The 25067-nt window shown below is 55.7% G+C and carries 23 protein-coding genes; 4 read left to right on the forward strand and 19 right to left on the reverse strand.

Annotated elements, in window-relative coordinates; genetic code table 11:
• Positions 1-36: 36 nt before the first annotated feature.
• Positions 37-1113, reverse strand: a complete 1077-nt coding sequence (locus tag K1V27_RS08180) for a 4Fe-4S dicluster domain-containing protein (protein ID WP_258929168.1) — start codon at positions 1111-1113, stop codon at positions 37-39.
• 20 nt (positions 1114-1133) lie between these two features.
• On the reverse strand, positions 1134-1748 hold the full coding sequence (locus K1V27_RS08185) for a TetR family transcriptional regulator C-terminal domain-containing protein (RefSeq protein ID WP_258929169.1): 615 nt from the start codon (positions 1746-1748) through the stop codon (positions 1134-1136).
• 354 nt (positions 1749-2102) lie between these two features.
• On the opposite strand from K1V27_RS08185, the gene K1V27_RS08190 reads away from it, so the two are divergent.
• Positions 2103-2696, forward strand: coding sequence for a DNA-3-methyladenine glycosylase I (locus K1V27_RS08190; protein ID WP_258929170.1), 594 nt, complete (start codon positions 2103-2105; stop codon positions 2694-2696).
• A gap of 94 nt (positions 2697-2790) precedes the next feature.
• On the opposite strand, the gene K1V27_RS08195 is transcribed toward K1V27_RS08190, so the two are convergent.
• From K1V27_RS08195 to K1V27_RS08225, 7 genes are all read right to left on the reverse strand, one after another.
• Positions 2791-3837, reverse strand: coding sequence for a radical SAM protein (locus K1V27_RS08195; RefSeq protein WP_258929171.1), 1047 nt, complete (start codon positions 3835-3837; stop codon positions 2791-2793).
• Positions 3838-3877: 40 nt separating this feature from the next.
• Complete coding sequence (locus K1V27_RS08200; protein ID WP_258929172.1) at positions 3878-4855, reverse strand: glycosyltransferase family 9 protein; 978 nt, start codon at positions 4853-4855, stop codon at positions 3878-3880.
• On the reverse strand, positions 4833-6431 hold the full coding sequence (locus K1V27_RS08205) for a radical SAM/SPASM domain-containing protein (RefSeq protein ID WP_258929173.1): 1599 nt from the start codon (positions 6429-6431) through the stop codon (positions 4833-4835). Before K1V27_RS08205 ends, K1V27_RS08200 begins: the two co-directional genes overlap by 23 nt.
• 20 nt (positions 6432-6451) lie before the next feature.
• Positions 6452-7987: a radical SAM/SPASM domain-containing protein gene (locus tag K1V27_RS08210; protein WP_258929174.1), complete on the reverse strand. Its 1536-nt coding sequence runs from the start codon at positions 7985-7987 to the stop codon at positions 6452-6454.
• A 64-nt stretch (positions 7988-8051) separates the two neighbouring features.
• Positions 8052-9992: a radical SAM protein gene (locus K1V27_RS08215; protein WP_258929175.1), complete on the reverse strand. Its 1941-nt coding sequence runs from the start codon at positions 9990-9992 to the stop codon at positions 8052-8054.
• Positions 9993-10059: 67 nt separating this feature from the next.
• Positions 10060-10590: a hypothetical protein gene (locus K1V27_RS08220; RefSeq protein ID WP_258929176.1), complete on the reverse strand. Its 531-nt coding sequence runs from the start codon at positions 10588-10590 to the stop codon at positions 10060-10062.
• A 225-nt stretch (positions 10591-10815) separates the two neighbouring features.
• A complete protein-coding gene (locus K1V27_RS08225) occupies positions 10816-11676 on the reverse strand; it encodes an HD-GYP domain-containing protein (protein WP_258929177.1) in 861 nt (286 codons plus the stop codon).
• Between the two features lie 261 nt (positions 11677-11937).
• Here K1V27_RS08225 and K1V27_RS08230 point away from each other — a divergent pair, with 261 nt between their 5' ends.
• On the forward strand, positions 11938-13650 hold the full coding sequence (locus K1V27_RS08230; protein ID WP_258929179.1) for a DUF389 domain-containing protein: 1713 nt from the start codon (positions 11938-11940) through the stop codon (positions 13648-13650).
• 23 nt (positions 13651-13673) lie between these two features.
• On the opposite strand, the gene K1V27_RS08235 is transcribed toward K1V27_RS08230, so the two are convergent.
• From K1V27_RS08235 to K1V27_RS08245, 3 genes are all read right to left on the reverse strand, one after another.
• A complete protein-coding gene (locus tag K1V27_RS08235; RefSeq protein WP_258929180.1) occupies positions 13674-14276 on the reverse strand; it encodes an SH3 domain-containing protein in 603 nt (200 codons plus the stop codon).
• A 98-nt stretch (positions 14277-14374) separates the two neighbouring features.
• Positions 14375-14893 carry a cyclic nucleotide-binding domain-containing protein gene (locus tag K1V27_RS08240; protein WP_258929181.1) on the reverse strand — a complete coding sequence of 173 codons (519 nt, stop codon included), beginning with the start codon at positions 14891-14893 and terminating at the stop codon, positions 14375-14377.
• Entirely contained in the window at positions 14856-17369 is a 2514-nt protein-coding gene (locus K1V27_RS08245) for an ABC transporter ATP-binding protein/permease (RefSeq protein WP_258929182.1), read from the reverse strand. The genes K1V27_RS08240 and K1V27_RS08245 overlap by 38 nt, the downstream gene beginning before the upstream one ends.
• A 397-nt stretch (positions 17370-17766) precedes the next feature.
• Here K1V27_RS08245 and K1V27_RS08250 point away from each other — a divergent pair, with 397 nt between their 5' ends.
• Entirely contained in the window at positions 17767-18099 is a 333-nt protein-coding gene (locus tag K1V27_RS08250; RefSeq protein WP_258929183.1) for an STAS domain-containing protein, read from the forward strand.
• A gap of 115 nt (positions 18100-18214) precedes the next feature.
• On the opposite strand, the gene K1V27_RS08255 is transcribed toward K1V27_RS08250, so the two are convergent.
• Complete coding sequence (locus K1V27_RS08255; protein WP_258929184.1) at positions 18215-18691, reverse strand: J domain-containing protein; 477 nt, start codon at positions 18689-18691, stop codon at positions 18215-18217.
• A 38-nt stretch (positions 18692-18729) separates the two neighbouring features.
• Positions 18730-19020 (reverse strand): hypothetical protein, encoded by a 291-nt coding sequence (locus K1V27_RS08260; RefSeq protein ID WP_258929185.1) that lies wholly within the window; start codon positions 19018-19020, stop codon positions 18730-18732.
• Between the two features lie 260 nt (positions 19021-19280).
• Here K1V27_RS08260 and K1V27_RS08265 point away from each other — a divergent pair, with 260 nt between their 5' ends.
• A complete protein-coding gene (locus K1V27_RS08265) occupies positions 19281-19874 on the forward strand; it encodes a cob(I)yrinic acid a,c-diamide adenosyltransferase (protein WP_258929186.1) in 594 nt (197 codons plus the stop codon).
• A gap of 87 nt (positions 19875-19961) precedes the next feature.
• Here K1V27_RS08265 and K1V27_RS08270 read toward each other — a convergent pair whose 3' ends face one another.
• Genes K1V27_RS08270 through K1V27_RS08290 form a run of 5 tightly spaced genes read right to left on the reverse strand, consistent with a single transcriptional unit; the run spans position 19962 to position 24904 of the window.
• Positions 19962-21161: a trans-sulfuration enzyme family protein gene (locus tag K1V27_RS08270; protein WP_258929187.1), complete on the reverse strand. Its 1200-nt coding sequence runs from the start codon at positions 21159-21161 to the stop codon at positions 19962-19964.
• Positions 21162-21180: 19 nt separating this feature from the next.
• Complete coding sequence (locus K1V27_RS08275) at positions 21181-22437, reverse strand: TRAP transporter large permease (protein ID WP_258929188.1); 1257 nt, start codon at positions 22435-22437, stop codon at positions 21181-21183.
• The gene (locus tag K1V27_RS08280; RefSeq protein WP_258929189.1) at positions 22434-22952 is read right to left on the reverse strand and encodes a TRAP transporter small permease; all 519 of its coding nucleotides are present in this window, start codon (positions 22950-22952) and stop codon (positions 22434-22436) included. Before K1V27_RS08280 ends, K1V27_RS08275 begins: the two co-directional genes overlap by 4 nt.
• Positions 22953-22959: 7 nt before the next feature.
• Positions 22960-24024, reverse strand: coding sequence for a TRAP transporter substrate-binding protein (locus tag K1V27_RS08285; protein ID WP_258929190.1), 1065 nt, complete (start codon positions 24022-24024; stop codon positions 22960-22962).
• On the reverse strand, positions 24008-24904 hold the full coding sequence (locus K1V27_RS08290; protein ID WP_258929192.1) for a TRAP transporter TatT component family protein: 897 nt from the start codon (positions 24902-24904) through the stop codon (positions 24008-24010). The genes K1V27_RS08285 and K1V27_RS08290 overlap by 17 nt, the downstream gene beginning before the upstream one ends.
• Positions 24905-25067 lie beyond the last annotated feature (163 nt).

Below are 25067 nucleotides of genomic sequence, written 5' to 3' on the forward strand. Positions count from 1 at the left end.
CGCGCCCAAAAAACATACGACGAAGCCATGCTGTTCCTACGAACTGCTTTTCAGGGCTTCTGCCAGCTCCTTCACGGTTTTTGGCGGGACGGGAAACTCCGGTTTGTTGACCATAACAATCGTGTCCTCCGGACACCCCGTGACGCACACGCCGCACCCGAAACATCGATCCACAGTGACCACAGGCACACCGGCTTCACCCATCGTCAGGGCTTGCGGCGGGCAGCGTGCGATGCACGTCTCGCAGGTCATGCAGCGCCCGGCATCAAAGGAGGGCTCGAATCCCGAATTGAAAACGAGGCCGGGCCGGGGTTGCTTCAGAACCTGCCCGACCACCTCACAGTGCCAACGGTCGCAGTTGCACATGAAGTCGATTTCATCCGTCGTATTGCGGCTCATGTGGATGAGGCCGGCTTCCTCGCAGCGGTCCACGATTTCTCTCGCTTCTTCCTTGTTCACCCGCCTTCCTCCCAACCGCTCGGTGAGGTTTTCGGCAATCTCACCGAACCACATGCAAACTCCGACGGGCATTCCATGGAGCTCCTCGCCGCGGAGCCTTGCGGCCTGGCGGCAGTAACAGGCCCCTACACTGATGGAGTCGTATTTGTCGATATAAGTCATGACCTGATCGTAGGTGTGGACGGTATTGTCTGCCTTGATCGTTCGGGCAACGGGAATGACCCGCGTGACGGGATAAGTAATCTTTTCAATGCCTCTGGCCTCCGCATAGGCCTTTTTGTAAGCGTGGATCAAGCGGGCGAGGGTCTTTTCCCGCTCGGTTTCCCTGCCGCCGATGAACATGAACTCAAAGATACCCGGCATGAACGGCAGCCCGCGGTAGAGCATACCGCAGGAAGTCCTGGAAGCTCCGCACAATCCCTTGGCGGCCATTCGTTCCAGGATCGCTGCGACTGCCTCGGGACTTCGGCCGGTTTTGACGGCGATCTCTTCAACGGGAGCCGGCTTGCGCGGCAGAACGTTGTTGATCTCAGCCTCCTCGGGATCGAACAGCTCTTCCACCAGCGTGAAAAACTCGGGGATGTCCAAACCCGCGTAAGGGCCTCTTCGGCTCTTCATCACTTCAAGCATCTCTTGGTATACCCTCTGAGTCATTGTGGGCTCTCCTTTGCTTGTCAATGGCTACGAAACGCCTGGCATTTCAGGCAGTTCAGGTGGAGGCGGAGCTGGTGAATCGTCATCTCCAGGATCGGCGGTTCTCGACTTGCCGCGTAAAGTACCGCGGCGCCGTTGATGGCGGTCAGGATGAAATCGGCTACCTCTCCGGAATCCACGTCGGCCCTCAGGATTCCAGTCTCGCGGGCTTCCTCGATCCACGACGCGAGAAGGTTCGAGAAGGCCCGATAGCCGTCCAGAATGCGACGTGCCATGCGCTCCGACTGTCCGGGAAGCTCGACGAGCATGTTGAAGAAGAAACAGCCCCCCCGGAAGACGTCGCCTCCGATGTAGTTGCGAAGGTCGTTTTGCACGGCGCGCATGATCCGTTCGACCGGGTCGGAGATCTCTGAAACTCCCTCGAATACGATTTTTTGCCAGATCTCCACAGAACGCTCGTAGGCCGCATCCCAGATTTCCTCCTTGCTTCCGAAGTGACCGTACAGTCCCCCTTTGGTCAAGCCGGTAGCCTGGAGGATGTCGGAGATCGACGTGTTGTAGTAGCCCTTGACGGAAAAGAGCTGGAGAGAGGCCTCGACGATTACCTGGCGGGTCTGGAGGCCTTTGGTGGACATGGCTTCTCCCATGGATGGAGGTTGTTTTTTTTTAAACAAATACCGACCGGTCTGTTTTATATAGATCGACCGTTTGTGCGTCAAGGGGTTTTTCTGCACATCGAGATTTTTGCTTGACGCCCCCGGATCATCCTTACCTCATCCACCCATCTACCACCTGCTCGATGTCCAAGATGCGGCCTGCTGGCGTGCATCTAAATTTCTTGCCGTCTCACGGTTGAGGAATTTCAAGCCCTGCAGTAGAATCGCCGGACCAACGCTACCAGGGGACCGGACGGTAAACGCGGTGGTTTTTCCTGTCGTTATTTGTCCCCCGGTACCGAGATGATCTCAATGAACCAAGGAGCTCCCAGAGTGGAAAATTCGATCATCCGATGTCCGTGGGTGGATCTCACCAAACCTGATTATGTGGCGTACCACGACCGGGAGTGGGGTGTTCCGGTGCACGACGACCGGCTCCTTTTCGAGTTCCTCTGCCTTGAAGCATTTCAGGCGGGACTGAGCTGGTATACGATCTTGAGAAAACGAGACAATTTGCGCACGGCTTTCGACGGGTTTGACCCCCAAAAGATTGCCGTATACGACGAAGCGAAGATCCGGGAGCTTCTTGAGGATGCGGGGATCATCCGCAACCGTGCCAAAGTGCTGGCAACGGTGAACAATGCCAGGAGGTTCCTCGACGTTCAAAAGGAATTTGGAAGCTTCGCCAAATACATCTGGGAATTCGTCGATAATCAACCCATCATCCATACTCTGCAAACACTGGAGGATTATCCGGCAACCACCGGGGAATCCGAACAAATCAGCCGGGATTTGAAGAAGAGAGGCTTCAAGTTCCTGGGGCCGACTGTCTGCTATGCTCACATGCAGGCGACAGGCATGGTAAACGATCATACGGTGAATTGTTTCCGGAGGGATGAAATCGCAACTGCATATTATAGTGGTTAAGGAGAAAAATATTCATTCTGTGCGCGCGCCCATCAGTCTGACCTTCGACGACGGTTGCGCCCTGGTCGGCAAAGGCCCGCCTTTTAGGATGAAATTATCCCGGCAGCCGGGCTGTCACCACAAATCGACGCTTGCCTCCGCTCGGCTCGGTCTTGGGTGCTACCGTAGCCCGAAAGGGCTCCGCGCTGCAACACAACGGTTGATCCCCTCTGTGCTCCTGGACAATGGGCTGCACCTCGGCGTGGCCAAAAAGCTCCAGGTACTCGGGATAGAAGCCCTTGCAGGTATGGCAGTAGAGACAGGGTAGACAGTGCTCGGAGCAAAATTGTTCCGTCATGCGTGCTTCGGGGTCGGCAGTTGTTGAGCGCGGGTCAAAATACCACCTGCGATGCGGGACGTTGCGCAGTGGTGGCAGCAGTGCCCGATGCCGCTCGGCAACGACACAAAACGGCAGCAGATCGAGCGATACCAGAAAGTGTCTGCTCAGGATGAGGTCGATGGTGCTTTCGGTGGCCTCCCTCATGCGGGAAAATGACTCCACCAGTCGGTCCTTGTTGCGCATCACCTTGTCATAGATCAACAGAGGGTTGATGCTGAAGTAGAAAAGATTTGGAAAACGCTCGGTGAGCAGTGCGGCTGTGGTGCGGTTTTCCAGATAGGTCGCTTTGCACAGCAGCAGCTTGGCTTCGATCTCGAAGGGAACGCCCTGCGATCTCATTCCCACGATCTGTGCAAAACCCGCCAGTGTTTTGGCAAAATTGTCGGCTCGTCCCGTCAGCCTGTCGTGCAGCTGCGGCCTGGCACTGAAAAAAGGCACGCGGATATTCATGGGTGAGTATTGCGCCAGTTTTGCGGTGAACGCCTGCTCATGCAAGCGTACTCCGTTGGTGAACAGAATGGGATAGGCTTGACGTTCGCGCAGTGCCGCCAGAAACTCAAAGAAATCGGGGTGAACGGTCGGTTCGCCGCCATTGATGACGACTTGATCACCTGCCCGCACATCGGCCTCATGCAACAGGAAGCGGAATTGTGCCGGCTGCATGTCCGCCAGGCGGCGGCTGCCTCCCTGAAAATTGGCTGCACAGAATATGCAACAGCTGTTGCAGGCATAGGTGATGTTGAAATAATAAGTTTCCGGCACGGTGTTATTTCCTTTGCCAGGTGAAAGACTGTGAATGGGGTTACGCATTCAGCAGTGACAGTGCGACTTCCAGGACCTGAGCAGGACGCAGCTGCAGCAGGTCGCCCCGGGCAGCTTGCAGCACCACGCTCTTTGCTCCCAGCGGATGCCACAGCACAGGGTTCGTGCAGCCAAACAGACCCAGGGTGGGGGTACCCATCCAGCCGGCCAGATGCATGACACCATTGTCGTTGGCGATCAGCAGACTGGTATGTTGCACGATATGCATCAAAGCTCCCAGGGGGGTCAGTCCCACCAGGTTGTCCACGGCGCAGGGGAGCTCGGCAGCAATCGCTTCGGCCAAACCTTCCTCTCCGGTTTTTCCGAGCAGGGCGAAACGGCATGTTTGCGCCGCATTCAACCGCCGCAGCAATTCCGCAAAATGTTCGGGCGGCCAGCGTTTGCGTTTATCTTTGCCGCTGCCGGGTGCACAGCAAATGAGCGGAACCGGCGACTCCAGGTCGATCAGCAGTTGCGCGTATTGCCCGCTCGCCTCGCGCACCACAACAGCGTACTCCGCCTGGATTTCTCCTCGCTGCCCCATGGCGGCAAGCATCCCAATGAACTGTTTCCACATGGGAATGTCGGCACGCAGGGGAACCTGAGATTCTCGCGGGAGTGATTCGGGCTTGTCAAATCCCACATAGTGACCGTATTGGAGTTCGACGCCCCTGATCCAGTCAATGATGTGCTCCGTTCCGGTGCCGAGATCGAAGATGAGGTCGTGATATTGACTAAAGACGGCAGTGAGCGCAGACGGCTCACCGGTCTCGATGACCTGGAAGCGCTCCAGGCCGAGAAAAATATCCCGTCGGCCTGTGCCTACCACCAGATGACAGCGATGATCGGGAAGCGTCGCCGCCAGCAGACTCAAAAAAGGGATCGCCAGCACATTGTCGCCAAGACCCTCACAGTGCACCACAAGCAGGCTCTTGTCCCGCCCGCGAGGCTTCAAATCATTGCATGGATCGAATGTCATCTTCAGTGAGTTGCCCACCTTGCTCACGCTGCTCCCCAATAAGAAAGGGACGGTCAAAAATTAAGGCCTCGGGGCAGAAGTGCCGAATCAATGGAGGGTTCTTGATAAGCTTCGCAAACAGTTCGGCGTAGATGAATCGGTAGTAGCGGCACCAGGGATGTGCAGATCGAGCAGCAGCCATGGTGCCCAAAGCCAAATAGGTCTCCAGGGTGCAGCCGGCTTCACAAAACCGCTGGTAGGTGCACCGGCGGCACACGGGAATGCCGGCAGTAGCCCGCTCAGCCAGTTCCGACAGCAGTCGATGGCGGCGCAGGCTCCCTGTCAGCTGCGTCAGTTCGTTGATGGAAGCAAGGCACAGTTCGTCGTTGGAGCGAAAGCGATCACAGGGAAAGATACGCCCGTCCGGTGCGAAAGCAAAAAACTCCTGTCCGGCTCCGCAGCAGGATCGCATGCACATGTAGGAGTGCATCTTGGAGCCGATGTTTCTCACCATATGGCGGGTGTTCTCTTCCACAATGGGGGGGACACGGGCGGTGATGAAGTCGAGGCAGGCGAGGTGCGCTTGCAGGAACTCCTCCTGGGAAAGGGCAAGTTTATCCCAGCTGGTGCGGGCACGTCCCAGCCTGCTGATCGGATTGAGTTTCACATGGCTGATTCCCAGCTCCACAAAGTGCTCCAGCAATGCCGGAAGGCTGTCATGGTTGGCCTTGGAAACCACCGCAATGACGCCAAAGCGCATGCCCCTGGCGTGTGCCAGGTGGAGGCCCCGGCAGATGGCGTCGTAACTGCTGCCTCCGCCGGGAAAAACACGCGTGCGGTCGTTCACAAGGCGATCTCCGTCGAGGCTCAAGCCCAGTTGGATGTCCAACTTGTGCAACCGGTCGAGAACGCGTGGGGTGAGGAGCGTGCCGTTGGTCTGCAGCCGAAAGGCAAGGGTCTTGCCGTGCGCCGCGGCACCGTCATTGGCGTAGCCAACCACCGATTCCACCAGATCGAGGGCGAGCAGCGGTTCTCCGCCGTGAAAGATTATGGTTGTCGTTGTGGACGGAATTGCCAGAATGAGGTCGACGATTTTTTGCGCGGTGGGCCAGTCCATTTTGCGTCGGCCGTTGCTGCCTGCGTTGGCGGAACAATAATGGCAGGACAGGTTGCAGCGATCGGTGGGCACCATCAAAGCAAGCGATCTTGTGCGGCTCAGCGGGCCCTGCTGCCAAACACCCGGCTCAAAGAAGCTCCGGCCGCGAATCCGAAGCAATCCCAACCAGTAAAGATACACCACAAATTGCTTGAGCTCCTCCATTTGTGCGGGAGCAACAGCTGCTGCCACCCGATGCAGCTCTGTTCCATGCAGCAGCCGGTACACCTCCCACTCACGCGGCTCCAGCAATGCCCAGCCGCCCGTGTTGCGCTCAATGAGCAGGGTTCCGGCAGGATGAGGGATGTTTTCCACCGGAATGTGCTCACACAAAGGGTTGTTTCCAAAAACGCGCTCGTCGAATCGGGGTTGTGCTGCACCAAACTCCAGGTGGGTCAAAAGATGAGTGAAATCGTCATCTGCAAGCCTGAAGAAAAACATTGCCGCCCCTCACTGCGCTCCTAATCGTTGAAAAGGCTTTTGCTGTAAATATGAGCCGCCGGGTAGAGTTTGCCCAGCAACCCCATGTCTTCCGCAAGGAGCTCCAGGAGCAACGTGTAGATTCCCCGGTAATAGCTGCACCAGGGATGGGGCGTCGTTGCGGAGTGGCTGTCAAACCAGGAGTCCAGGCTGCAGCCTGCTTCACAGAAGCGTTGATAAGAACAGGCTGCGCAGTCGTCGATGAGGGCCGGCCGCCGTTGTGCGATCCGCTTCAGGAGGGGGTGAGTCAGCCCCAGATCCTTCAGGTCATCGATCTCGGCCAGGTTGCCCAGGCACAAATCCTCGTATTCTCGAAACCGATCACAGGGATACACCGCGCCGGTCGGAGTAAAAGTGAAGAACTCGCGGCCGGCACCGCATTGTGATCGCATGCACCGGTAGGAATGCATCCTCTGGCCCATGTTGCGCAATATGTGGTAAAGGTTTTCATCAATAACCGGAGCTTCTCTGGAAACCACATACGCCAGGTAGCGCTGGTGCCAGTTGAGGTATTCTTCCGGCGTCAGGGCCAGCTCCTGCCAGCGGCCTCTGGCGCGCCCCAGCTTGAAGACCGGGTTGAACTTGACCGAGGGTAGCCCGATCGCTGCAAAATGATCCAGCAATGTCAGGAGCTTGGCGCTGTTGATCCTGGATACAACGCAGATCAATCCGAAATCAACCTGCTCGGACCTCATGAGCTCGATTGCCCGTCGGGTGGCTGAGTAACTGCCGTGACCATTGGGAAAGTGACGCGTGAGATCGTTGGTGGATGCGTCACCGTCAAGGCTCAGGCTGATGCTGAACCCCAGCGCATTGAGTCGTTTCAGCCGTTTGGCCGTGAGCAGCGTGCCGTTGGTCTGCAGCAGAAGGCGCAGCCCTTTACCGCATCGAGCGGCCTGGCGTCGAGCGTAGGATGCCACTCGCAGTAGCAGGTCCAGCTCGAGCAAAGGCTCGCCGCCGGTGAATTCCAGGGTGAGGTCGCGTGCCGGATAGTTGATGATGAGATCGACCATGCGTTGGGCGGCAGGCCATTCAAGCGGCCGGGCAGTGTGCAGCCGTGCATCGGCGAAGCAATAACGGCAAGCCAGGTTGCAGCGCTCGCTGAGCACAACAATGAAGAAGGGGCCGGCCTGGGTCACCGGGCTTTCCGCAAAGGTTGCAGGATCGAAAAAATGCCTGCCGTTTACGGCAAGCAAACCCAGCCAGTAGAGGCGAACCACAAATTCCTGCAGTGCTGACGGGTGTGCGGCCGGCCATCGACGATTCACGGCGCTGAGTGAACTGCCGTGGCAGAAGCGGTACAGAGTGTATTCCGCCGGAGACAGGAAACACCAGCCTCCGGTCTCCTTGGCCAGTACCTGGATCCATTCACCGCGCCGCTTCACCTCCGCCGGAATCCTCTGCAGGATAGGATCGGTGCCGAACAGGGCGGGATCAAACCAGGGCTTCGGTCCTCCGAACTCGTAATGGGTCAGAAGAGTAGCGAAAACGTCCTGAGCAGATTGAAAGTAGCGCACTTAATGTCTCGTCCTGCCCAAAGGCGGTTATAATGTTCACAGCCGGCCCATGTGCGGCATGGCGTTATGCGTTGACGAGCAGGGCGTCAAAGGAAATCGGTGTAAAGCACAAATCCTCGCCAAAGCTGGCGTGATGGAGCGGGTGTATGCCACAGCAGTAGTCGCGCAAATCGCATTTCCGGCAGACTGGGTAAAAAACACTCTGGTGCGCACGTTCGCGCACCGTCCAATTATCCATCTGGAATCCCAGATCGGATACATGGTATGGATTGGCAAGCAATTCGGAAGCTCTGTCGCAGTAAGGGCCCAACAGGCAGATGGGAATGGCTTCGGTATCGACGAACAGGCCCATATCGTTAGCCGTCGCAATGGCGTGGAGTACATATGGCATCACTTCCCAAAGCGGTGCGACGACGCTGTCCAAATGATCTGCAGCTCCTCCCTGCAAATTGGGGTAACTCAGCTTGGCTTTCCTGAGAGAGGGGGAATGCTGCAGCGCGAGCCGCACGATACGAGCCAGGCTGAGGTAATTTTGACGGCACACGACGGTGTTGAGGGAAAAGCAGCATCCGAGCCTGTGCAGATTTGCCAAACCGGCACAAGTCTGTTGGAAGGCACCGGGTGCACGGACCAGCTCGTCGTGTACCTCTTGATCCGGGCTGTGCAAAGAGACAAAAAAAGAGGTGGCTCCGGCCGCAAGCAGGGCCTGCAGATAGTCCATTTGCTGCAGTCTTCTGCCGTTGGTCTGGATAATCTGCTGCTGCACACCGAGTCTGCGGGCGTGCAGCAGCAGGCGCGGCAAATCGTCGCGCAGGGTCGGTTCACCGCCCGAATAATGGAGTGTCGAGATAGAGTGCTCCGTCAGCAATCGCTCCATCTCCGCAAACACGGTCCCGGTGTCCCTGTTTCCCTGTGTCTTCTGCCACTCGACCGTACAGAAACGACAATGGTTGTTGCAGGCGTAGCCCAGTTTCAAGTAACCGGATGCCAGGTTGGCGAGATCACTGCCGGTCTTGGCGACGATGCGGGCGGTCGTCCCCCAGTCGCAATGCAGCCTCGGCCGATAGGGCTGTCGCCGGGTGATCTGCTCCAGTGGCAGGATGGCATGACGTGGCGTCGGCAACGCCGCCGGTTCGGTTCTGGTGCCGATGCAGCCGGCATGGCACTCACCCTGCAAGTAAGAAGGGCAGCCTCGGCATTCCCGCGGCATGAATTCAGGGCGGCAGGGATAGAGCGGGTGGAGCTCTTCGAAGTCCGATCGCTTTGCATGCAGGTAGGTGAGCGGCAACGGAACAGGAAGGCTGTTGCACGGGAAAACCGTCTTGCCGTCTGGATTGATCACCGGGATGCTCGACGTGAAGTCACAGCAGGCCATGGTTTCCACGTGACTGGTCAAGTAACGATGCTGTTCCTCGGTGAAGAGACAACGAGCCAGTGGTCGGGTGATGCGCACTGGGAGAGAGTGATCAACGAGAAACCTGCACCAGTCGAAGAATTTCCGACCGTAGTCGGTGGCGTGCGGTGTGCCGTTGAGGGCACCGAGCTGAATGTCCGCGTTTAGCGAACCGGCAAGATCTGCGATTTCCGTCCGGTATCTGGTGGAATCGGCTGCTGCCAGATTGAGTCTGAAGCTGATCTGAACTTGTTGCCGCCGATACCAATCAATGGTCTCGGCCTCGGCGGTTGAGATGCCTCCCTGCAGACAGCGGGTCAGGTTCAACACAACCAAATGGGGGACCGCACCGACGTGAGCGCCGTTGGAGAATACGGCGCACTCGAGGCCCACCTGCCGAGCCAGTTCCACGGCATCGGCTAACGGTGCCCAGAGGGTTGGCTCGCCTCCGAGAAAAGAAATGCCTTGCAGACCATGTGCCAGCAGGTAGTCCAGCAGCAGCCGGTATTGCTGCATGGAAAGATCCGCGCGGAAACGCTCGCGTAAGCCCGCCGCGTAACAATAGCTGCAGTTCATAGTGCAACGATAGGTAGGAACAAAATGAACGCGCATGTCCCGCCCTGCTGACTCAAAAAAAGTGACAAATGCTCACCGGGACGTTTGGTGCTAATCCCGCCAATTATTGTGTCTTTCCCTTCATCTGTCCCGGCATAATCTGCTTTTGCCCTGCCGGTCCCATTTTTTGTTCGGGAGGCAGTATGACCTGCTGTTTGCGGTCAATGGCAGAAGCCACATGGTCGCACTCCGGAAAATTGTGCCAGGAGCAGTCATCCGCGCGCAATTTGCCCGGCTGCACCTGCTGTTGAACCTTGCCCGGCTCCATCTTTCTGGGTTGCATCTCCATGACGCCTTTCTTGACGCGCTGCGCCTGATCCTGGGTCAACAGAATCCCATGTTCCTGCGCAAAGCCTTGCGGATCGTCCAGAAATGCCTTCGCTCTTTCGGGGTGTTGCAGCAGGGTCCGAATGAAACCTTGAATATCGCGGCGCGTGGTCTGCTGGCTTTGCACGGCGGCGATGCCGGTTCCCCCCGCCGCCGTCCCCAACGCGACGGTGCCGACTCCCACGGCCATCGTTTTCAGAAACTGCTTGCGATCCATAGATTGGTCCGCCTGGCCGGGCGGACTCTTGCCTTTCTTATCTTCGCTCATGGTTTTCTCCTCCTTTATTAACAGCCCCTGTGAGCATTTGCACCCCATTGCAATACCGGAAAATTTACGGAATACAGTGTTATTATCAACGGTTGCGTTAGCAAAGATAGTTCGGCGGTCGTGCTTGAGGAGGAAGTGGTGGTGAGTTCCTTGTGAACGCTTAACCATTAACACTCCTGGAGTACATAATCAAGGATATTTCCGGCACCTGCAGGAGGCACCGGGTTACGGCAGCCCGTCCAGGTCTCGCACCAGCAAAGCCTGGAGGTCGGCGGCAACGTCGGCTGAATACTGTTGGCCCGTGAGACTGCCATTTTCGTCGATTTCCTGGATGAACGCCTCGACGAGATCGGGCGCCAGATGCACTCCGCTCATTTTCCTGAGGATGGCAAACGCCTCCGTATTGTTGCGCCCCTTTTGATAGGACCGTTCCGTGGTGATGGCATCAAAGCAATCGGCGACGCTCACGATTTGCGCTCCAAGCGGAATCTCATTTCCTTTGAGGCCGCACGGGTAGCCGGAACCGTCCAGACGTTCGTGGTGGTAATGCACATAGTCCACGGCAGGTCCGAGAAAGTCGAGGGAGGTGAGGATGTTGACGCCGATTTGAGGGTGTTTTTGAATTTCCAGCAGAAGGCCGTCGGAGGCCCTGATATCCTGATCTGAAAAGACCCGATCGCTGAACCCGATCTTGCCAATATCATGCAGGATAGCACCTGTTCTGATATGTTCGATCTCCTCCGGCGGCAGTCCAAGCCTTCTGGCAAGCCTCACGGCGTAAGCGGCGACTCTTATAGCATGTCCTTCCGTGTAGGTGTCGCGTGCCCCCAGAGCGTTGGCTATGGTTGCCACGGTCTTGAGAATATTGTCCTTCAATCGCTGGTTCAGTTGGCGCAGTTCTTCGATTAACTGTTCCAGCCGGTGCTCACGGGCCTCGACCTTGACCATCATCATGCCAACCGCTTCGGCTATTCGCTGTGAAACATCGTCATAACCCGGCTTGGTAAATTCCATGATGTCATTGGAGTAATTGCCTTCGGCAACCTGTTCAATGATCGAGATCAGTCTCCTTGTATCACTCTGCATAGAAAGCTCCTCGAGTTTTGAGCCACAGCTGTCGGACAGTCACCAATCATCGAAATAAACCAATTTGCCGGGCGGAGCAAATGCTAAGTGCGGCCGTTTGACGCGTTGCACGGCAAAGGCATTCGAAAAATGCATGCAAACCGCTGCAAGGCTGTGATAAGTAACCGGTTTAATGGGCTGTAGCAGCGTGCTTTGGTCCCTCTTGGGGTGATGTTAACAAATGATGTTGCTGGCGGTGTCATTACAGGGAGGGGGAAAGAATTGAGCAAAGATGCCGAATCCAAGGGTCTCTGGGGGCTTGCACGTTCCGTGGTGGAGTACTTCCATCCCTCACCCGATAGAGCAGAGCGAATTATTGAGGAAATTTCTCATGGCTCCACGCCGGCTCCCGGCTATTATGCACTCATCTCGGCGGCGTCGTTGATCGCCAGCCTCGGTCTGGTGGCCAACAGCCCCGCCGTCGTCATCGGCGCCATGCTGGTGTCGCCTCTCATGACACCCATATTCGGCACCGCGCTCGGCATGATCAGAGGGGATGGTTCTCTGTTCGGCAGGGCCGTACGTGCCGAGATCGGCGGTGTGCTGCTGGCCATAGCGTTTGGTGCTCTGTTCGGCACCTTGCCGCTCACCACCGAAGTCACTCCGGAAATGCTCGCGCGCACCTCTCCGACCCTGCTCGATCTGCTGGTCGCGGTATTTGCAGGACTGGCAGGAACTCTGGCGGTGGTTGACGAACGTATCAGTCCGGCTCTGCCCGGCGTGGCCATATCCACTGCCATTGTCCCGCCCCTGTCAACCTGCGGGCTGTGCCTTGCCGTTGGTGCGTTCAATGGAGCCTATGGAGCTTTTCTACTTTTTTTCGCCAATTTCATGGCCATCCTGGTGGTTTCCGCACTGGTCTTCATTTTGGGCGGCCTGGCGGCGGAAGAGGCGGTGTTGAGCCGCAAGCAGCTGGTGCGCAGGCTGCTGGCGGCCGGATGCGGCTTCACCATTGTGGCGGTGGTCTTGACAAACGCGCTCATCAACATGATTGAGGACCGCAGACGCTACCAAGCCATACGTGATGTTTTTGCCGAGCACCTGCGCAAGGAACCCACAACGTCATTGACGGATCTGGTCTATCATGACAACAGAGGGCGACTCGAAATCCTGGCTACCGTCAGAACCCCCAAGGTGATGCTGCCGGATCGAGTCAAGCTCATCGAGCAGCAACTCAACGACCAGTTGGATCGGCCCGCCGAATTGATCGTGCGGTGCGTGCTGGCAAAGGACATCTCGCCAACCGGAACCACCAGTGCGGCAATGACGCAAACCCTGGACGGGACTTTTGTGGCGAGGGATCTGGACCCCGATGTGGCCAGGGTGCAGCTGGCAGAGCAGGCGCTCAGGGAAATGTTTTCATCGCGTCCTGATCTTTTGCTGATGGACGTCGACCTGCTGCACATTGCGGGTAAACCGGTGATTCTTGCCAGTGTGCAGAGTTCCAGAGCGCTGCTTCCCTACGAGGTGGAACAGGCACAAACCAGTCTTCGGAAACGCCTCAATGCCCCCGATACTATCCTGCTGGCGCGCTGCCAGGTGCCGCAGGACATAACGGGCAAGGGCAGGATCCTGTTGGGGCGGGCCCATTTCGGCGATCCGAGCGAAGGCGACCGCAAAGTTGAAGAGGCAATCCGCGCTGCAGTGGATAGGCTCGGCGGTTATTTCACTACGAATGTCGATGCCGTTTGGAATGGGGCCCACTGGAGTGTCACCTCCGAAATCGTAGGCGAGCGGGTGATCACGCCCAAGGAGGTGAACCGTATCGAGCAACTGGTCGCCGAGGAAATCGGCCAAGCGGTCAAGTTGAATGCCTGGTCCCGGGCGGAATTGATGGTTACCGACAATCGTTCCATGGCCATTGACGACTACACAAAAGGCAAGCTCCAGGCCCGGACTGGAGCCATCGAGCCACGAACCTACTCCAACGAGTAACCAGGGACCATCGGAGTCAGGTGCTAGAAAGCATCAAACACATCCGGATCGGCTTTTCTTGGATCGTTGGTTTCTTCCGCTGCAGGCTTTGGTTTTTCCGGTATGGTGGCCGCTTCGGCAGATTTTGGTGAGAACAGCCCCTGGTTTTTGACGGTTTCAGGAGGCTTGGCCTGGTCGGGCTCGGCAGCGGGTTCCGATTTTGAGACGGCCGCGGCGGTTGCGGGCTGCGGTTCCGGCGCATGAACCTTCTCGCTCTTGCCTTTGGCGGCCTTGGTTTTAGCCGGTACCGCAACGGGCTGTTTGGACAACAATGCGGCGGGCAGCCAACCCTGTCCATTTCCTTCCAGTGATTTTACCCGGCTCCAGCCAAGCTCGTTGCGAGTGATTTCGGTCACTTTAGAGTTTAACGGCAGTTTGCCCACGGTCTTGGAACTACGGTCGGGGTGACTGTGAAGCACCGTATTGGATTTCACGTAGTATTGAGACACACCAAAGAAGTGTTTAACATCGGCAACCGGGCCCGTGATTTTTTCTTTGCCCGCTGCACAACCGCACAGCGTCAATAGAGCGAAAATTATAAAGACCAGCCCCGGGGATATCATTACAGATTTTGACGAAGAGTCCATGCTTCGCTCCTGTTCGCTGTTGCACTGGATGATGAACGACGCTCACAGCCCCAGCCGGCGTAGTATAAATTGAACGCGGAACTGGTTGGCGTCTGGCATTATACCAGTGTCACGCCGATGTTGGCGCGGCATTTGGCACACTCGGGGTTGCGATCGCCCACGAGCCGGATTTCCCATTCGTAGACCGTCTTGACCAGACCCTCAAATACCTTGCCGATGACCTCAGGAAATTGTTCCAAGGTTTTCTGAAATTTTTCGCGCGACAACATGAGGGCCGTGACCTGCGTTACAGCCTTGAGGGTAAAAAGCCTTTTCATCCCGTAAAACATGGACAATCCGCCAATGAAAGCCGACTCTCCAAACTCCGATATTTCTTCCTCGATGTCGTTTTCCAGAATCAGCCTGGCTTTGCCTTCTATGATGAAATAAGCATTTTCGTCCATTTCATGCTGCTGGAAGATGATTTCTCCCGGGCGAAAAATCTCTCTTTTGCATAAGTAGGCCATGAGCTTCAGCGGCTCGATAGGAATCCCTGAAAACATTGGAATCTGCATGAGAATCTCAAGGTTCGACTGGTATTCACTGGGCGCCCGCTTTTGCTCCGTGGACGAATTCATACAACACCCCTTTTTTGGCCAGGAGTTCATCATAAGTTCCCATTTCTATGATCTTGCCGGCTTTCATGACTCCGATTTTGTCATAGCCTTTGATGGTGTCCAGTCTGTGGATCACTGAAATGAGGGTGCTCTTGCCTTTCCATTTGGTTTCCAGCAAGTTCTGGATGCGTTTTTGAGAAGCATTATCCAACGCCGAGGTGGCTTCATCCATAATCAGAATGGGTGGAGCCTTCAGGAATATCCTGGCTATGGCGAGCTTCTGACGCTGCCCTCCGGAGAGCCGGTCCCCCTTGGTCCCTACTCTGAAATTCATACCGATCTCGACGATCCGCTCCAGCAGGTCCTCTTCAATCAACAGTTGAATGATGCTCTGGTTGATCCGTTCCTGCGATTTGGGATGGTCTGTGCGGGGTTTGCCGTATAGGATGTTGTCCAATATGGTCTGGGAATGGATGTATTCGGATATCCGGTAGAAGCTGATCGCGTCGGGGTGATCCGCTTGAATCTTTTTCATGAACAGAAAGCGACCATCCAGGATGAGGTGCTCCAGCATCTGCGGCAGTGCGACAATTTTGTGGATGCCGGGGACAAAGCGGAGCGCCAGCTTGAGCAGGCCGTGTTGGTCCTCCTCGGAAAATTCGTGTAGTCTGATTGCGCCGCCCCGCCCGACCAGCGCCTTGAAATCATCAAACTCATCAGCCAGGATCGGGCTTTGCTGGAAGAACATTTCATCGGGAGGCAGATTGCCCAAAATGTCCATGGTCTGCTCGGCCAACTGGTAGCCCAAACTGACCAGTGGATGCTTGAGTTGCGCCTCGTCGAGAAAATCCAGAAAGTATTGATTGTTGTGCAATTGATCAGGAGAGAATTCCGGCTGGTTCGGATTGCCAAAGATAAGGTTGGCGGCCACCGAGGAGAAGTACAGGTAACTCTCTTCATCAAAGAACTCGACAAAATCCGAAAGCTCTTTACCGAAATCAGCCTGGAAATTCTCCCGCACCCTGATCAGCTTGTCGACCAGCTCGGATTCCTGGTCGGCCTCCAGCAGCGTATTCAAGCCGAATCGAAGCACGTCCACAAACAGACCCACCTGCTGGATGACTTCAATCATCTCATCCAGCGTGGGATATTTGTATTCCTTTGCAGGATCGCCGTCCTCGATGACAGCGGTGCAGGAATAAAGCAGGTTCTCTTTAATGGTACCATCGAAAATAAAGGGCGACTGAGCGACCACACCGAGGTTCCTGGCAAGATCCTGTTTGGTCAGATCGTTGACCTCAAGACCATCGATTTGAACACTGCCCCCGGTGTAGGTGTAGAGTTGCGATATGCACTGGGCGAGAGTGCTCTTGCCGCTCCCGGAAAAACCCACCAGTGCCAGTTGCTCTCCCGGTTTCAAGTCGAGGCTGACCTGTTTCAACAGCTGTATTCCTCCCGCCACAGTGAATGACAGGTCCTTGACCTGGATCTCCCCCTTCAGTTCGTAGGGATCTCGATCGATCGGAGCAACCGGATGCTCCGGTTCCAGATCGTAGTATTCCATCAGCCGGGTGTAGCTGACAGTGGCGTCCTGATAGGTCTGGTAGAAATCCATCAGCTCTTTCCATGGATCGTAGAGTTTATCCTGGGCGGACAGGAACGCGACCAGTGCGCCAAGATCAAACCTGCCCTGGATGGCCAGATAGCCGCCGACAATGAACAGAAAAAAAGGACCCAGATTTTGGAAGAAGTTGTTGGTGGTCTTGATCCCTTGCTTGTACAGCGTCCAGACAATACGCACCTTCATCAGTTCATCGACGAACTTGCCGTATTTTCGATTTTCGATGTGATAGCTGCCGTTGGCATGGATTTCATGTATTCCCGAAATGGTTTCCCCAATCTTGCTGCTCAGCCGGCGGGTCACATCCACTCGTTGTTTGTTGGCTTCATTAGAGCGCCGTTGCATGCGCGGCACTATGGCAATGACCAGTGGATAAATGATGAGGCTCAAACAAGCCAGCAACGGATTCAAATAGAACATGTATCCACCAAAGGCGAGCAGTGTCAGCAGATTGGTGACCGGAACCGCTACCGCCTGCCCCACAAACTCACTGGCAGTCACCACTTCCGTGACCAGCGACGAAACCACCAGTCCTGAAGAGGTCTTGCGAAAAAAGCTCAGCGGCAGCTTCAAAATATGTTCGAACATTTCCTTGCGCATTCTTGCCAGAGCCTGCTGCCCCAAGGCTGTCTGCAGGTAGGTGATGACGAACTTCATGCCGCTGGCAATGACCACGGAGGCCAGGTAGAATCCACAGTACAGGAACAGCAGGTCGAGCTTTTTCTGGCCGATGGCGTGGTTGACGATTTTTTTTTGCATTTCCAGTGGGATAACACGGGTGGTGACGGTAATCAGAATCACGATGAGCAGGAGAATCTGTATCTTGAGATTGCTGGTTTTTACCCAATAACTCAGCGGGCGCTTTGTGATCGTCATGCAATTCTCCTTGTTTCGGATGCTCTCACGGGGGTGCCGGGTTCCAAGTGGTGCAAGCTTGAGGTGAATGGTGGCGATATGCTGCGGTGGTCGGTGAAACGGTTCTCAGCAGCCTGTCGCTCGGGACCTGCCGGTAGCGCCATCGAACGTCTCCAATAGAAGCCCAGTATATTCAATCTGCCCGATAAAATGCTAATTTTCTACTTGTTTATTGACGTGGTGACAAGCTTTTTATATTGTACCCGGCAGATTTTGGCATCGCTTTGCGCGGACCTTGATCCGTTGGAGAGCGCTACCATGTGCCGACTTGGATTTGAAGACAACACTAGAACCCTTCGATATATTGCATCAGCTCGCAGCTGGGGCTGTGGTATCAGGACGAGAGGAGTATGGGCCGATGGAAGTGATGGAAAAGCGCCAAAACGGGGTGGTGATACTTGTACCAAAGGGTCGACTGGATTCCAATACCTCCGATGAATTTGAAAAGAAGCTGTTGGGTCTTGTGAATGCGGGAGAGACAAGCTTTATAATTGATTTCAGAGACTTGGACTATATATCCAGTGCCGGGCTGCGGGTTTTGCTCAAGGCCGCCAAAGAGCTCAAGAGAAAAAACGGTCAACTGGCTTTCTGTGCAGTCAAGGATTACATCAAGGAAATATTTGAACTGTCTGGATTTGTTACCTTTTTCCCTATCCACCCGACTCTGGAAGACTCGCTGAAGACATTTTGAACAAAGCTTCCCGGGGATTTTCATGGGGTGATGAGAGCTTGCCCGCCTGCAGTGCACGTTGCCCTATTCTGGCGCCTCAGGCGCCAGATTTTTTGTCATTGCCGGTGATACGATCTCACCGCGTTTCATTGTGCCGCCGCTCTTCCTTCGAGGCTTCCTTTTCCGTTCTGGCCGCCAAGTCTGCAAGCGCATGGTTGAAGGCTTTATACAGAGAGTAACAGACGGTGAGGACTGCGCGCGTGCCGTATGCGACGGCCTGTTCCGTTTTGCCTGCGGCAGGTCGACTTGTACGTCCCTGAGGAGTGCTCCTGGTGGCCCGGTGCGCTTCCTGGTGGGCGTTGGCGCCTGCGGCCACTGCAGCATGATCATTGCCCAGGTTGGCTCTGGAAATGAGTGTGTTGTAAGCCGTGTTGATGTCTTTGAGCTTTCTTTCGGCTTTTGCCCGCAGGCGTGGGTTATGTAAAAAGCGATCCGGATGCCATACATTGACCAGATCCTTGTAGGCCTGCCGAATGTCGGCTGGGCGCGGTTCGCCCTGCAACTCCAGTATTTCCAGGCAGCGCTCGATGTTCATCTTGTTTTCCATAGCCATTGGGGATCATTCCTTTTGAATGGAGCCTGCAGGCGTCGTTACCAATGTTTTCGGAAACCGAGAACGACCCAGTACACCCCCCAGCCCAAAGCAACCGGCCCAAGTCCCAGGTAGACAAAGGGAAAAAATTTGCCCTGCCAGGGGGGCAGAAAAAGGGCCATGCAGGCAATCCAGACAAAACAAATCACGAGAGCCAGGCGAACCTTGCCGGACAGCGCCCTGGAAAGCCCGGACGACCTCTGCTGTTGCCCGTTTGCCGCTCGCTTTGGCAGGTAGAAAAGAATCAATATGATGACCAGAACGACCAAAATCTCCTGAATGCCCGACACCCAAACTCTCCTGCCTAGTGGTTTCTTCCATAATGCACACTGCGTTCAACGGACTATTTCCCAACTGCGGGCCAATAGTCAAGCCCATGTGATGCAACCAAACCCACATTCGGCTCTCCGTGTCCGGATCACAGCAGTTGATTTGACTGTATTCGTGCCTATAGGAATAAAGCGGGGACGAATCGAATCTTCTCCATCATTCTACTGCACGCTTCTTCGCTCGTGATATGGAGATCACGGGCCGAGCGAGGAGCATGATTATGCATGATCAGAAACCCGAGGCACCATTGCTCAATCCCGAAGTGACTAGGCTGAAGCCGAAAAAGAGGGTCGGGCTGGTCGTCGTCATCACCGGTTACGGCAAGGGTAAGACGTCTTCTGCCGTGGGGATGCTGGTTAGGGCGTGCGGACATGGGATGCGGGTCTGCATGATCCAGTTCATGAAAGGCGATCTCTATACGGGGGAGTGGGACGGCATCAGGAGGCTTGCCTGTGAGGTCGAGTTAATTCCCGCGGGCATGGGCTTTTGCGGTATCGAAGGCAATCCTTATCCGCATTCGGTGCATCGCGAGGCAGCACAAAGGGCCATCGGGCTGGCGGAAAAGAAAATCGATTCAGGGCGGTTCGACCTGGTCATCCTTGATGAAGTAAACAATGCCCTCAAACTTCGCCTGGTCGATCTTGACCAGGTGCTGAACCTGATCCAAAGGAAACCCTCATTGATGCATCTGATCCTGACCGGGCGCGATGCGCATCCGGACATCATTCAGCTTGCCGATACCGTGAGTGAAGTGCAGGAGATAAAGCACGCCTACCGCAGGAATATCGAACCCCAGCCGGGGATTGATTTTTAGATGGCCGTTGTCCGAGCAGCGGCCCGTTGAACCCGTCGGCATGCGGGCGAAATACCGCCATGTCCCGTGGGCGTGTTAAATAGTCTTTCAGGTAATTTTACTCAAGGCCTGATCCAAATCCTCTTTGAGGTCTTCGATGTCTTCGCAGCCAACCGAGAGTCTCACCAATTCGTCCAGAATTCCGGCGCGTTCGCGTTCTTGCCGGGGAACCGATGCGTGAGTCATGGAAGCGGGGTGCTCGATGAGGGATTCGACACCGCCCAGGGAGACGGCAAGAGTGATAAGCTGCACGTTGTTCAACACAATCTTGCCGCCCTCGAGACCGTTCCTGACTCCAAAACAAAGCATGGCGCCGAATCCGTCCATCTGTTTTCCGGCGAGCTCATGCTGGGGATGGTCGGCAAGTCCCGGATAGCGCACCCAGGTGACGTTGCGGTGGTGGCGAAGAAACTCCGCCAGCTGTTTGGCATTCTGCTGCGCCTTGTCCAACCGCACGGGAAGAGTGCGCACCCCCCGCAATATCAGCCATGCCTGGTGAGGATCCATGACGGCACCGAACAAGCGCAAAACTCGTCTCATTGTGAGGTACAGCTGGTTGTCCGCCACGACAATCATCCCGCCCAGCGTGTCACTGTGACCGTTGATGTATTTGGTGAGGCTGTGCACCACTGCATCGGCTCCCAAATCCAGCGGCCTCTGCAGGTACGGGCTGGCGAAGGTATTGTCCACCGCCAGCAGCGCTCCATGCTGGTGAGCCACATCAGCTGCCGTGCGCAAATCGGTAAGGCGCATGGTGGGATTGGTCGGGGTTTCGATGAAGACCAGCCGGGTGTCGGGGCGAAGCGCTTTGCGCAGATTGTCCAGGTTGGAAGTGTCAACAAAGGTGGAGGATACGCCGAAACGAGCAAACTCATTTTCCAGGAGGACCCTGGTCGAGCCGTACAAAGCATCGGTTGCCACGACGTGAGCGCCGTTCTCGAGCAAAGCCTGAAAGACGGTGCTGATGGCGGCCATACCGGTAGCTGTTGCGAGCCCGTACGCGCCATTTTCAAGGGCGGCCACGTTGTCCTGCAGAGCGTTCACCGTGGGATTCTCCATGCGCGTATAAATGAAGCCGGGATGTTCTTCCGCAAATCGGGCCGCTCCTTCTTCTGCACTGGGGAAAGAGAAGGTGGCATTCTGGAAAATCGGCACCGAGACCTCGCCGTACACCGGAGGTGACAGCTGTCCCGTATGGATGGCCTGAGTTGCTTTGCGTAGAGAACTGCGTCTGTTGTCGTTACCCATTTGTTCGCTCCTGTTCCTGCTAGTGGATCAGCACGAGGCTCAAGGGTGGAAAAAAGGTGATGATGGCCAGCGCCAGCAATAAGATGCCCAGGAAAGGCAATGTCGCCAGGGATAGCTGAACGATCGGCCGGTCGAATCGAAGGCTGGCAATGAAAAGGTTCATTCCAATGGGAGGAGTGGAATAGCCGATTTGCAGATTGGTGAGGAAGATGATGCCCAGGTGGAGCACGTTGACTTCGTAACTGGCGGCGAGGGGGACAATGAGAGGAACGACGATTACCAGAGCGGAAAAAACGTCCAGCACGCAGCCGACTATGAGCAGGAAAAAATTCAATATGAGCAGGAAAACGTATTTATTGTCCACATAGGTTCGCATCAATTCGAGTATCCGGTTGGGCACCTGCTGATCGATCAGGAAGCTGTTGAAGGCCAGCGAAGCTCCAAGGATAACGATGATGCCTCCAACCATCATCACCGTCTTGATGACAATGGCGGGCATATCGTTCAACTTCACTTCCCGGTGAATGCCCATCTCGACCAGCAGTACATAAGCCACCGTGATTGCCGCCGCTTCGCTCAGTACGAGAAAGCCACCGAAGATTCCCCCGAAAACCACAACCGGCAGGAGCATTTCCCAAAATGCTTCGCGCGCCGCTTGACGCAGGTTTCTGGAGGAGAAGCGAGTAGGTACGATCGTGTGTCTGCCGTGGTGAATTCCGTACAGGGAAAGCAGGACGACCATCAGCAGACCGGGCAGCAGACCGGCCAAAAACAGATGGGGGATACTGGTCTCGGTGACGACGCCGTAAATGATCAGGGGAAGACTTGGTGGAAAAAGGACTCCAAGGCTGCCCGAACTGGTGAGAAGTCCCAGGGAAAACTTTTCAGAATAGCTGTCGGCCAGCAGGGCCGGCAGCAGAATGCCGCCCAGCGCCACAATGGTCACGCCGGAAGCGCCCGTCAAAGCGGTGAACAGGGCGCATACCACCAGAGTTACGACGGCAAGACCTCCCGGCATCCGCCCGAAAACGGCCCTGGACAATTTCACCAGTCGTGTGCTGGCTCCGCTTTCAGCCAGAACGTAGCCGGCGAAGGCAAACAGCACAAGGGCAATCAACATCGGGTTGGCGGCCAGACGGTACATTTCGATGATGACCACCGAGAGGTCCACGCCCAGAACATAAAAGCTGACCAGGGCCGCAGCCGATATGACTATGAACAGTGGGGTGCCGGACAGCGCCAGCAAGACCAGAAGTGCGCTGATGACATAGGTCACGAGTCGCGCTCCTGCGTCTTTGCTGTGATCGAATTTATGCCGGAAAACGCGCGCAGGGCGAATCTCACAGCCATTACTGCAAAACTGAATGGAAAAACGGCCTCCAACCACGACAGAGGAATTTGTCCAAAGGCGCGAGTCCCCGCCATGGTTTCGTAGGTTAAGAAATTCCAGGAGGCGTGAATGAGAATCACGCAAACAAGGCATGCAAAGCAGTCAGTGAGAAGGGAGACCCATGCGCCCCCGGATGCGGGCAGTAATCGAGGCAGCAAATCAATGCGGATGTGCTTGTCTTCGGCGGTGGCGCGGCCTGCTCCCAGAAGACTGATCCACAGCACGGCATGGCGCAGCAGGCTGTCACCCCATACAAATCCGGTCGAGAATACATTCCTCAGGACGATCTGCAGCAGGGAAAAACCGATCATAAAGCCAAGCAGAAAGACCAGCAGCCATTTCTCCAGACGCTTGAAAAGGCTGTCCATGTGTCTGATTTCATGAACCACAAAGGCTTTCATCGGACATCTACTGAGGGCTTGCCCTAAAGTCGGCCAGCTCGGATCTCACCTGCCCGAGAAAATCTCTGGGCAAAATCTGGGGTCCCAGACCTTCAATGACTTGCGCGCTAAGATCCCGAAAATTCCCGGCTTGTGCCGCACTGGGGAGAATCTTTTGCACTCCGCGTTTGAGCATCACTTCAAGGGCCTCGTCGTTGTCCTGCCTGGTCTTTTTGACAAGCACATCGATGTATTTTGCGGTGATCTCTCGTAACGTCTGTTGCAGGTCTTCGGGGAGTCGATCAAATGCCTTTTTGTCCATCAGCAGGCAGCCGCCGATATAGGAAAGCGGAAGGTCGGTCAGGTATTTCACCTGAGTATACCATTGGGTGATGAGAGCATAGTAGGGCGAGTTGTAGACGACATCCACAAGTTTTGTCTGCAACGCCATCAGTACATCAGGGGCGGTGATGGCAACCGTGGATACGCCGACACTATCGACAAATGCTTTGGCCATGGGTGCATCCGCCTGTGCCCAGACTTTTTTGCCCTTGAGGTCAGGGAGATCCGCGATGGGTTCCCTGGACATAAAGTAGATGAATCCCAGTTCGGGAAACCCCAGGACTTCGAAGCCCTTGGCGGCGAATCCTTTTGCCAGACCGGCGCGCACCTTGCCGAGCACATCGTCCACTTCCTCATAGTTGTTGAACAAAAAGGGAACCTGCAGAACCCGAAGATCCGGGTTGATATCAGTCAGCGCGGTATTGGTAAAAATCGCCGCGTTAACCAGCCCGATGCGCAGCTTGCGCAATACATCGGCTTCATTTCCCAGAACAAAACCGGCGTACATCTTGAAACCTAGACGCCCGTTGGTGGCTTTTTGCAGCTCGTCATTCATCCGGTTGAAAATATTCATCAGGGAGCTGTTTTCGGGCGCGAGAGTGGCCAGTTTGATTTCATGTTGGGGTGCCGCCCAGACCGGTTTCAGAACAAACAAAGGCATCAGAAAAAGGCCAAGAACGGCAAAGAAACTCCTTCGGGTCGTGTTTATCCTGCTGTGACGAACTCCACCAGGTTCAAGGTTGTTCTGCAAAATATTCCTCCGTCTTGTCGAGCAGGTTACGTGCTTCTCTTTTGGCAACGGTGTTGGCAAGCGTCAGCTCCGGCACCCGGTCTGCGGGAGACGCCAGCACGAGCTGCAGGGTCTCTTCGTAGAGTTGGCGATTCTTGATGGAGCGGGCGTAGTATTGAGCATAAAGCACCTTGGACATGAGCAATTGGTCCGCTCCCAGTGCAAAGGCTCTTTCGAACTGCTGGAGGGCCTCAGCGGGGTTCCCTCCCAGTTCTTTGGGTTTTGCCGCCAGGTAGACTCCCATCAGCAAACGGGGCCCTCCGTAATAGTAGCTTTCGTCCAATTCGAGCAGGCGTCGCATGGTCGCTTCCAACGGGGCGAGATCCGCGATTGCTTCCACTTTGTCCAAATTGCCGCTGATCCAGCTGGCCCAGGCATTGACTGCGCAAAATAGGGCTGGAACGCTTGTCTTATCGTATCCCTGCAGGAGAGCCTGGAATTCCTCGAGATTGCCCGCGGCCGCTGCGGCGAAATCGTGGTTTGTGGAGAGTGCACGAAATCCATAAAGTTTTGCTTTTTGATAAAGTGCTCCGGCTTCGGCCTGCTGTTCATCGGAAAGAAAAGAGGATGCATAGGAGCTGTATGCGCGACATGCGGATGTGAGCAATTCGGTGTTTTGCGGGTAGGCTTCCAGCAGGCCGTCAAGCAGCATCAGGTAGGCGGGAGAACCTTCTCGAATGATCGTCAAATCCGCCTGCTTGGCTGCCGCCTGTGCCACATCCTGCAACGTCAGGCCGACGGCCGCCACTCTGGATGCCTTGAAGGGGGCACAACCCTGCTGCAGCAGGATACACCCCGCCACGAGAACGATCGAGCAAACCAAACGACTGTTTCTTTCCATCAATCGCAGTCACCTCTGCAATGTCCGCCAGCCTGTCAATGGCATGGTGTATACCTGGAAAATTATTGCGTTCATAAATACTTACTGAGCTTTGGTTTGTCAAGGCGGGAAACGGGGCGTGTTGTCCAGCGCCGCTGCAATGATTAAGAAATTGGCATGCCGC

Source organism: Desulfoferrobacter suflitae (genome assembly GCF_022603395.1).
In the GTDB taxonomy this organism is placed as follows: Bacteria; Desulfobacterota; Syntrophobacteria; order Syntrophobacterales; family Syntrophobacteraceae; genus Desulfoferrobacter; species Desulfoferrobacter suflitae.

Coding starts and splice junctions, on each gene's coding strand:
- K1V27_RS08180 (WP_258929168.1), bottom strand. CDS start 1,113: ATGACTCAGAGGGTATACCAAGAGATGCTTGAAGTGATGAAGAGCCGA.
- K1V27_RS08185 (WP_258929169.1), bottom strand. CDS start 1,748: ATGTCCACCAAAGGCCTCCAGACCCGCCAGGTAATCGTCGAGGCCTCT.
- K1V27_RS08200 (WP_258929172.1), bottom strand. CDS start 4,855: ATGACATTCGATCCATGCAATGATTTGAAGCCTCGCGGGCGGGACAAG.
- K1V27_RS08205 (WP_258929173.1), bottom strand. CDS start 6,431: ATGTTTTTCTTCAGGCTTGCAGATGACGATTTCACTCATCTTTTGACC.
- K1V27_RS08215 (WP_258929175.1), bottom strand. CDS start 9,992: ATGCGCGTTCATTTTGTTCCTACCTATCGTTGCACTATGAACTGCAGC.
- K1V27_RS08220 (WP_258929176.1), bottom strand. CDS start 10,590: ATGAGCGAAGATAAGAAAGGCAAGAGTCCGCCCGGCCAGGCGGACCAA.
- K1V27_RS08225 (WP_258929177.1), bottom strand. CDS start 11,676: ATGCAGAGTGATACAAGGAGACTGATCTCGATCATTGAACAGGTTGCC.
- K1V27_RS08235 (WP_258929180.1), bottom strand. CDS start 14,276: ATGGACTCTTCGTCAAAATCTGTAATGATATCCCCGGGGCTGGTCTTT.
- K1V27_RS08240 (WP_258929181.1), bottom strand. CDS start 14,893: ATGAATTCGTCCACGGAGCAAAAGCGGGCGCCCAGTGAATACCAGTCG.
- K1V27_RS08245 (WP_258929182.1), bottom strand. CDS start 17,369: ATGACGATCACAAAGCGCCCGCTGAGTTATTGGGTAAAAACCAGCAAT.
- K1V27_RS08250 (WP_258929183.1), top strand. CDS start 17,767: ATGGAAGTGATGGAAAAGCGCCAAAACGGGGTGGTGATACTTGTACCA.
- K1V27_RS08255 (WP_258929184.1), bottom strand. CDS start 18,691: ATGGCTATGGAAAACAAGATGAACATCGAGCGCTGCCTGGAAATACTG.
- K1V27_RS08265 (WP_258929186.1), top strand. CDS start 19,281: ATGCATGATCAGAAACCCGAGGCACCATTGCTCAATCCCGAAGTGACT.
- K1V27_RS08270 (WP_258929187.1), bottom strand. CDS start 21,161: ATGGGTAACGACAACAGACGCAGTTCTCTACGCAAAGCAACTCAGGCC.
- K1V27_RS08280 (WP_258929189.1), bottom strand. CDS start 22,952: ATGAAAGCCTTTGTGGTTCATGAAATCAGACACATGGACAGCCTTTTC.
- K1V27_RS08290 (WP_258929192.1), bottom strand. CDS start 24,904: ATGGAAAGAAACAGTCGTTTGGTTTGCTCGATCGTTCTCGTGGCGGGG.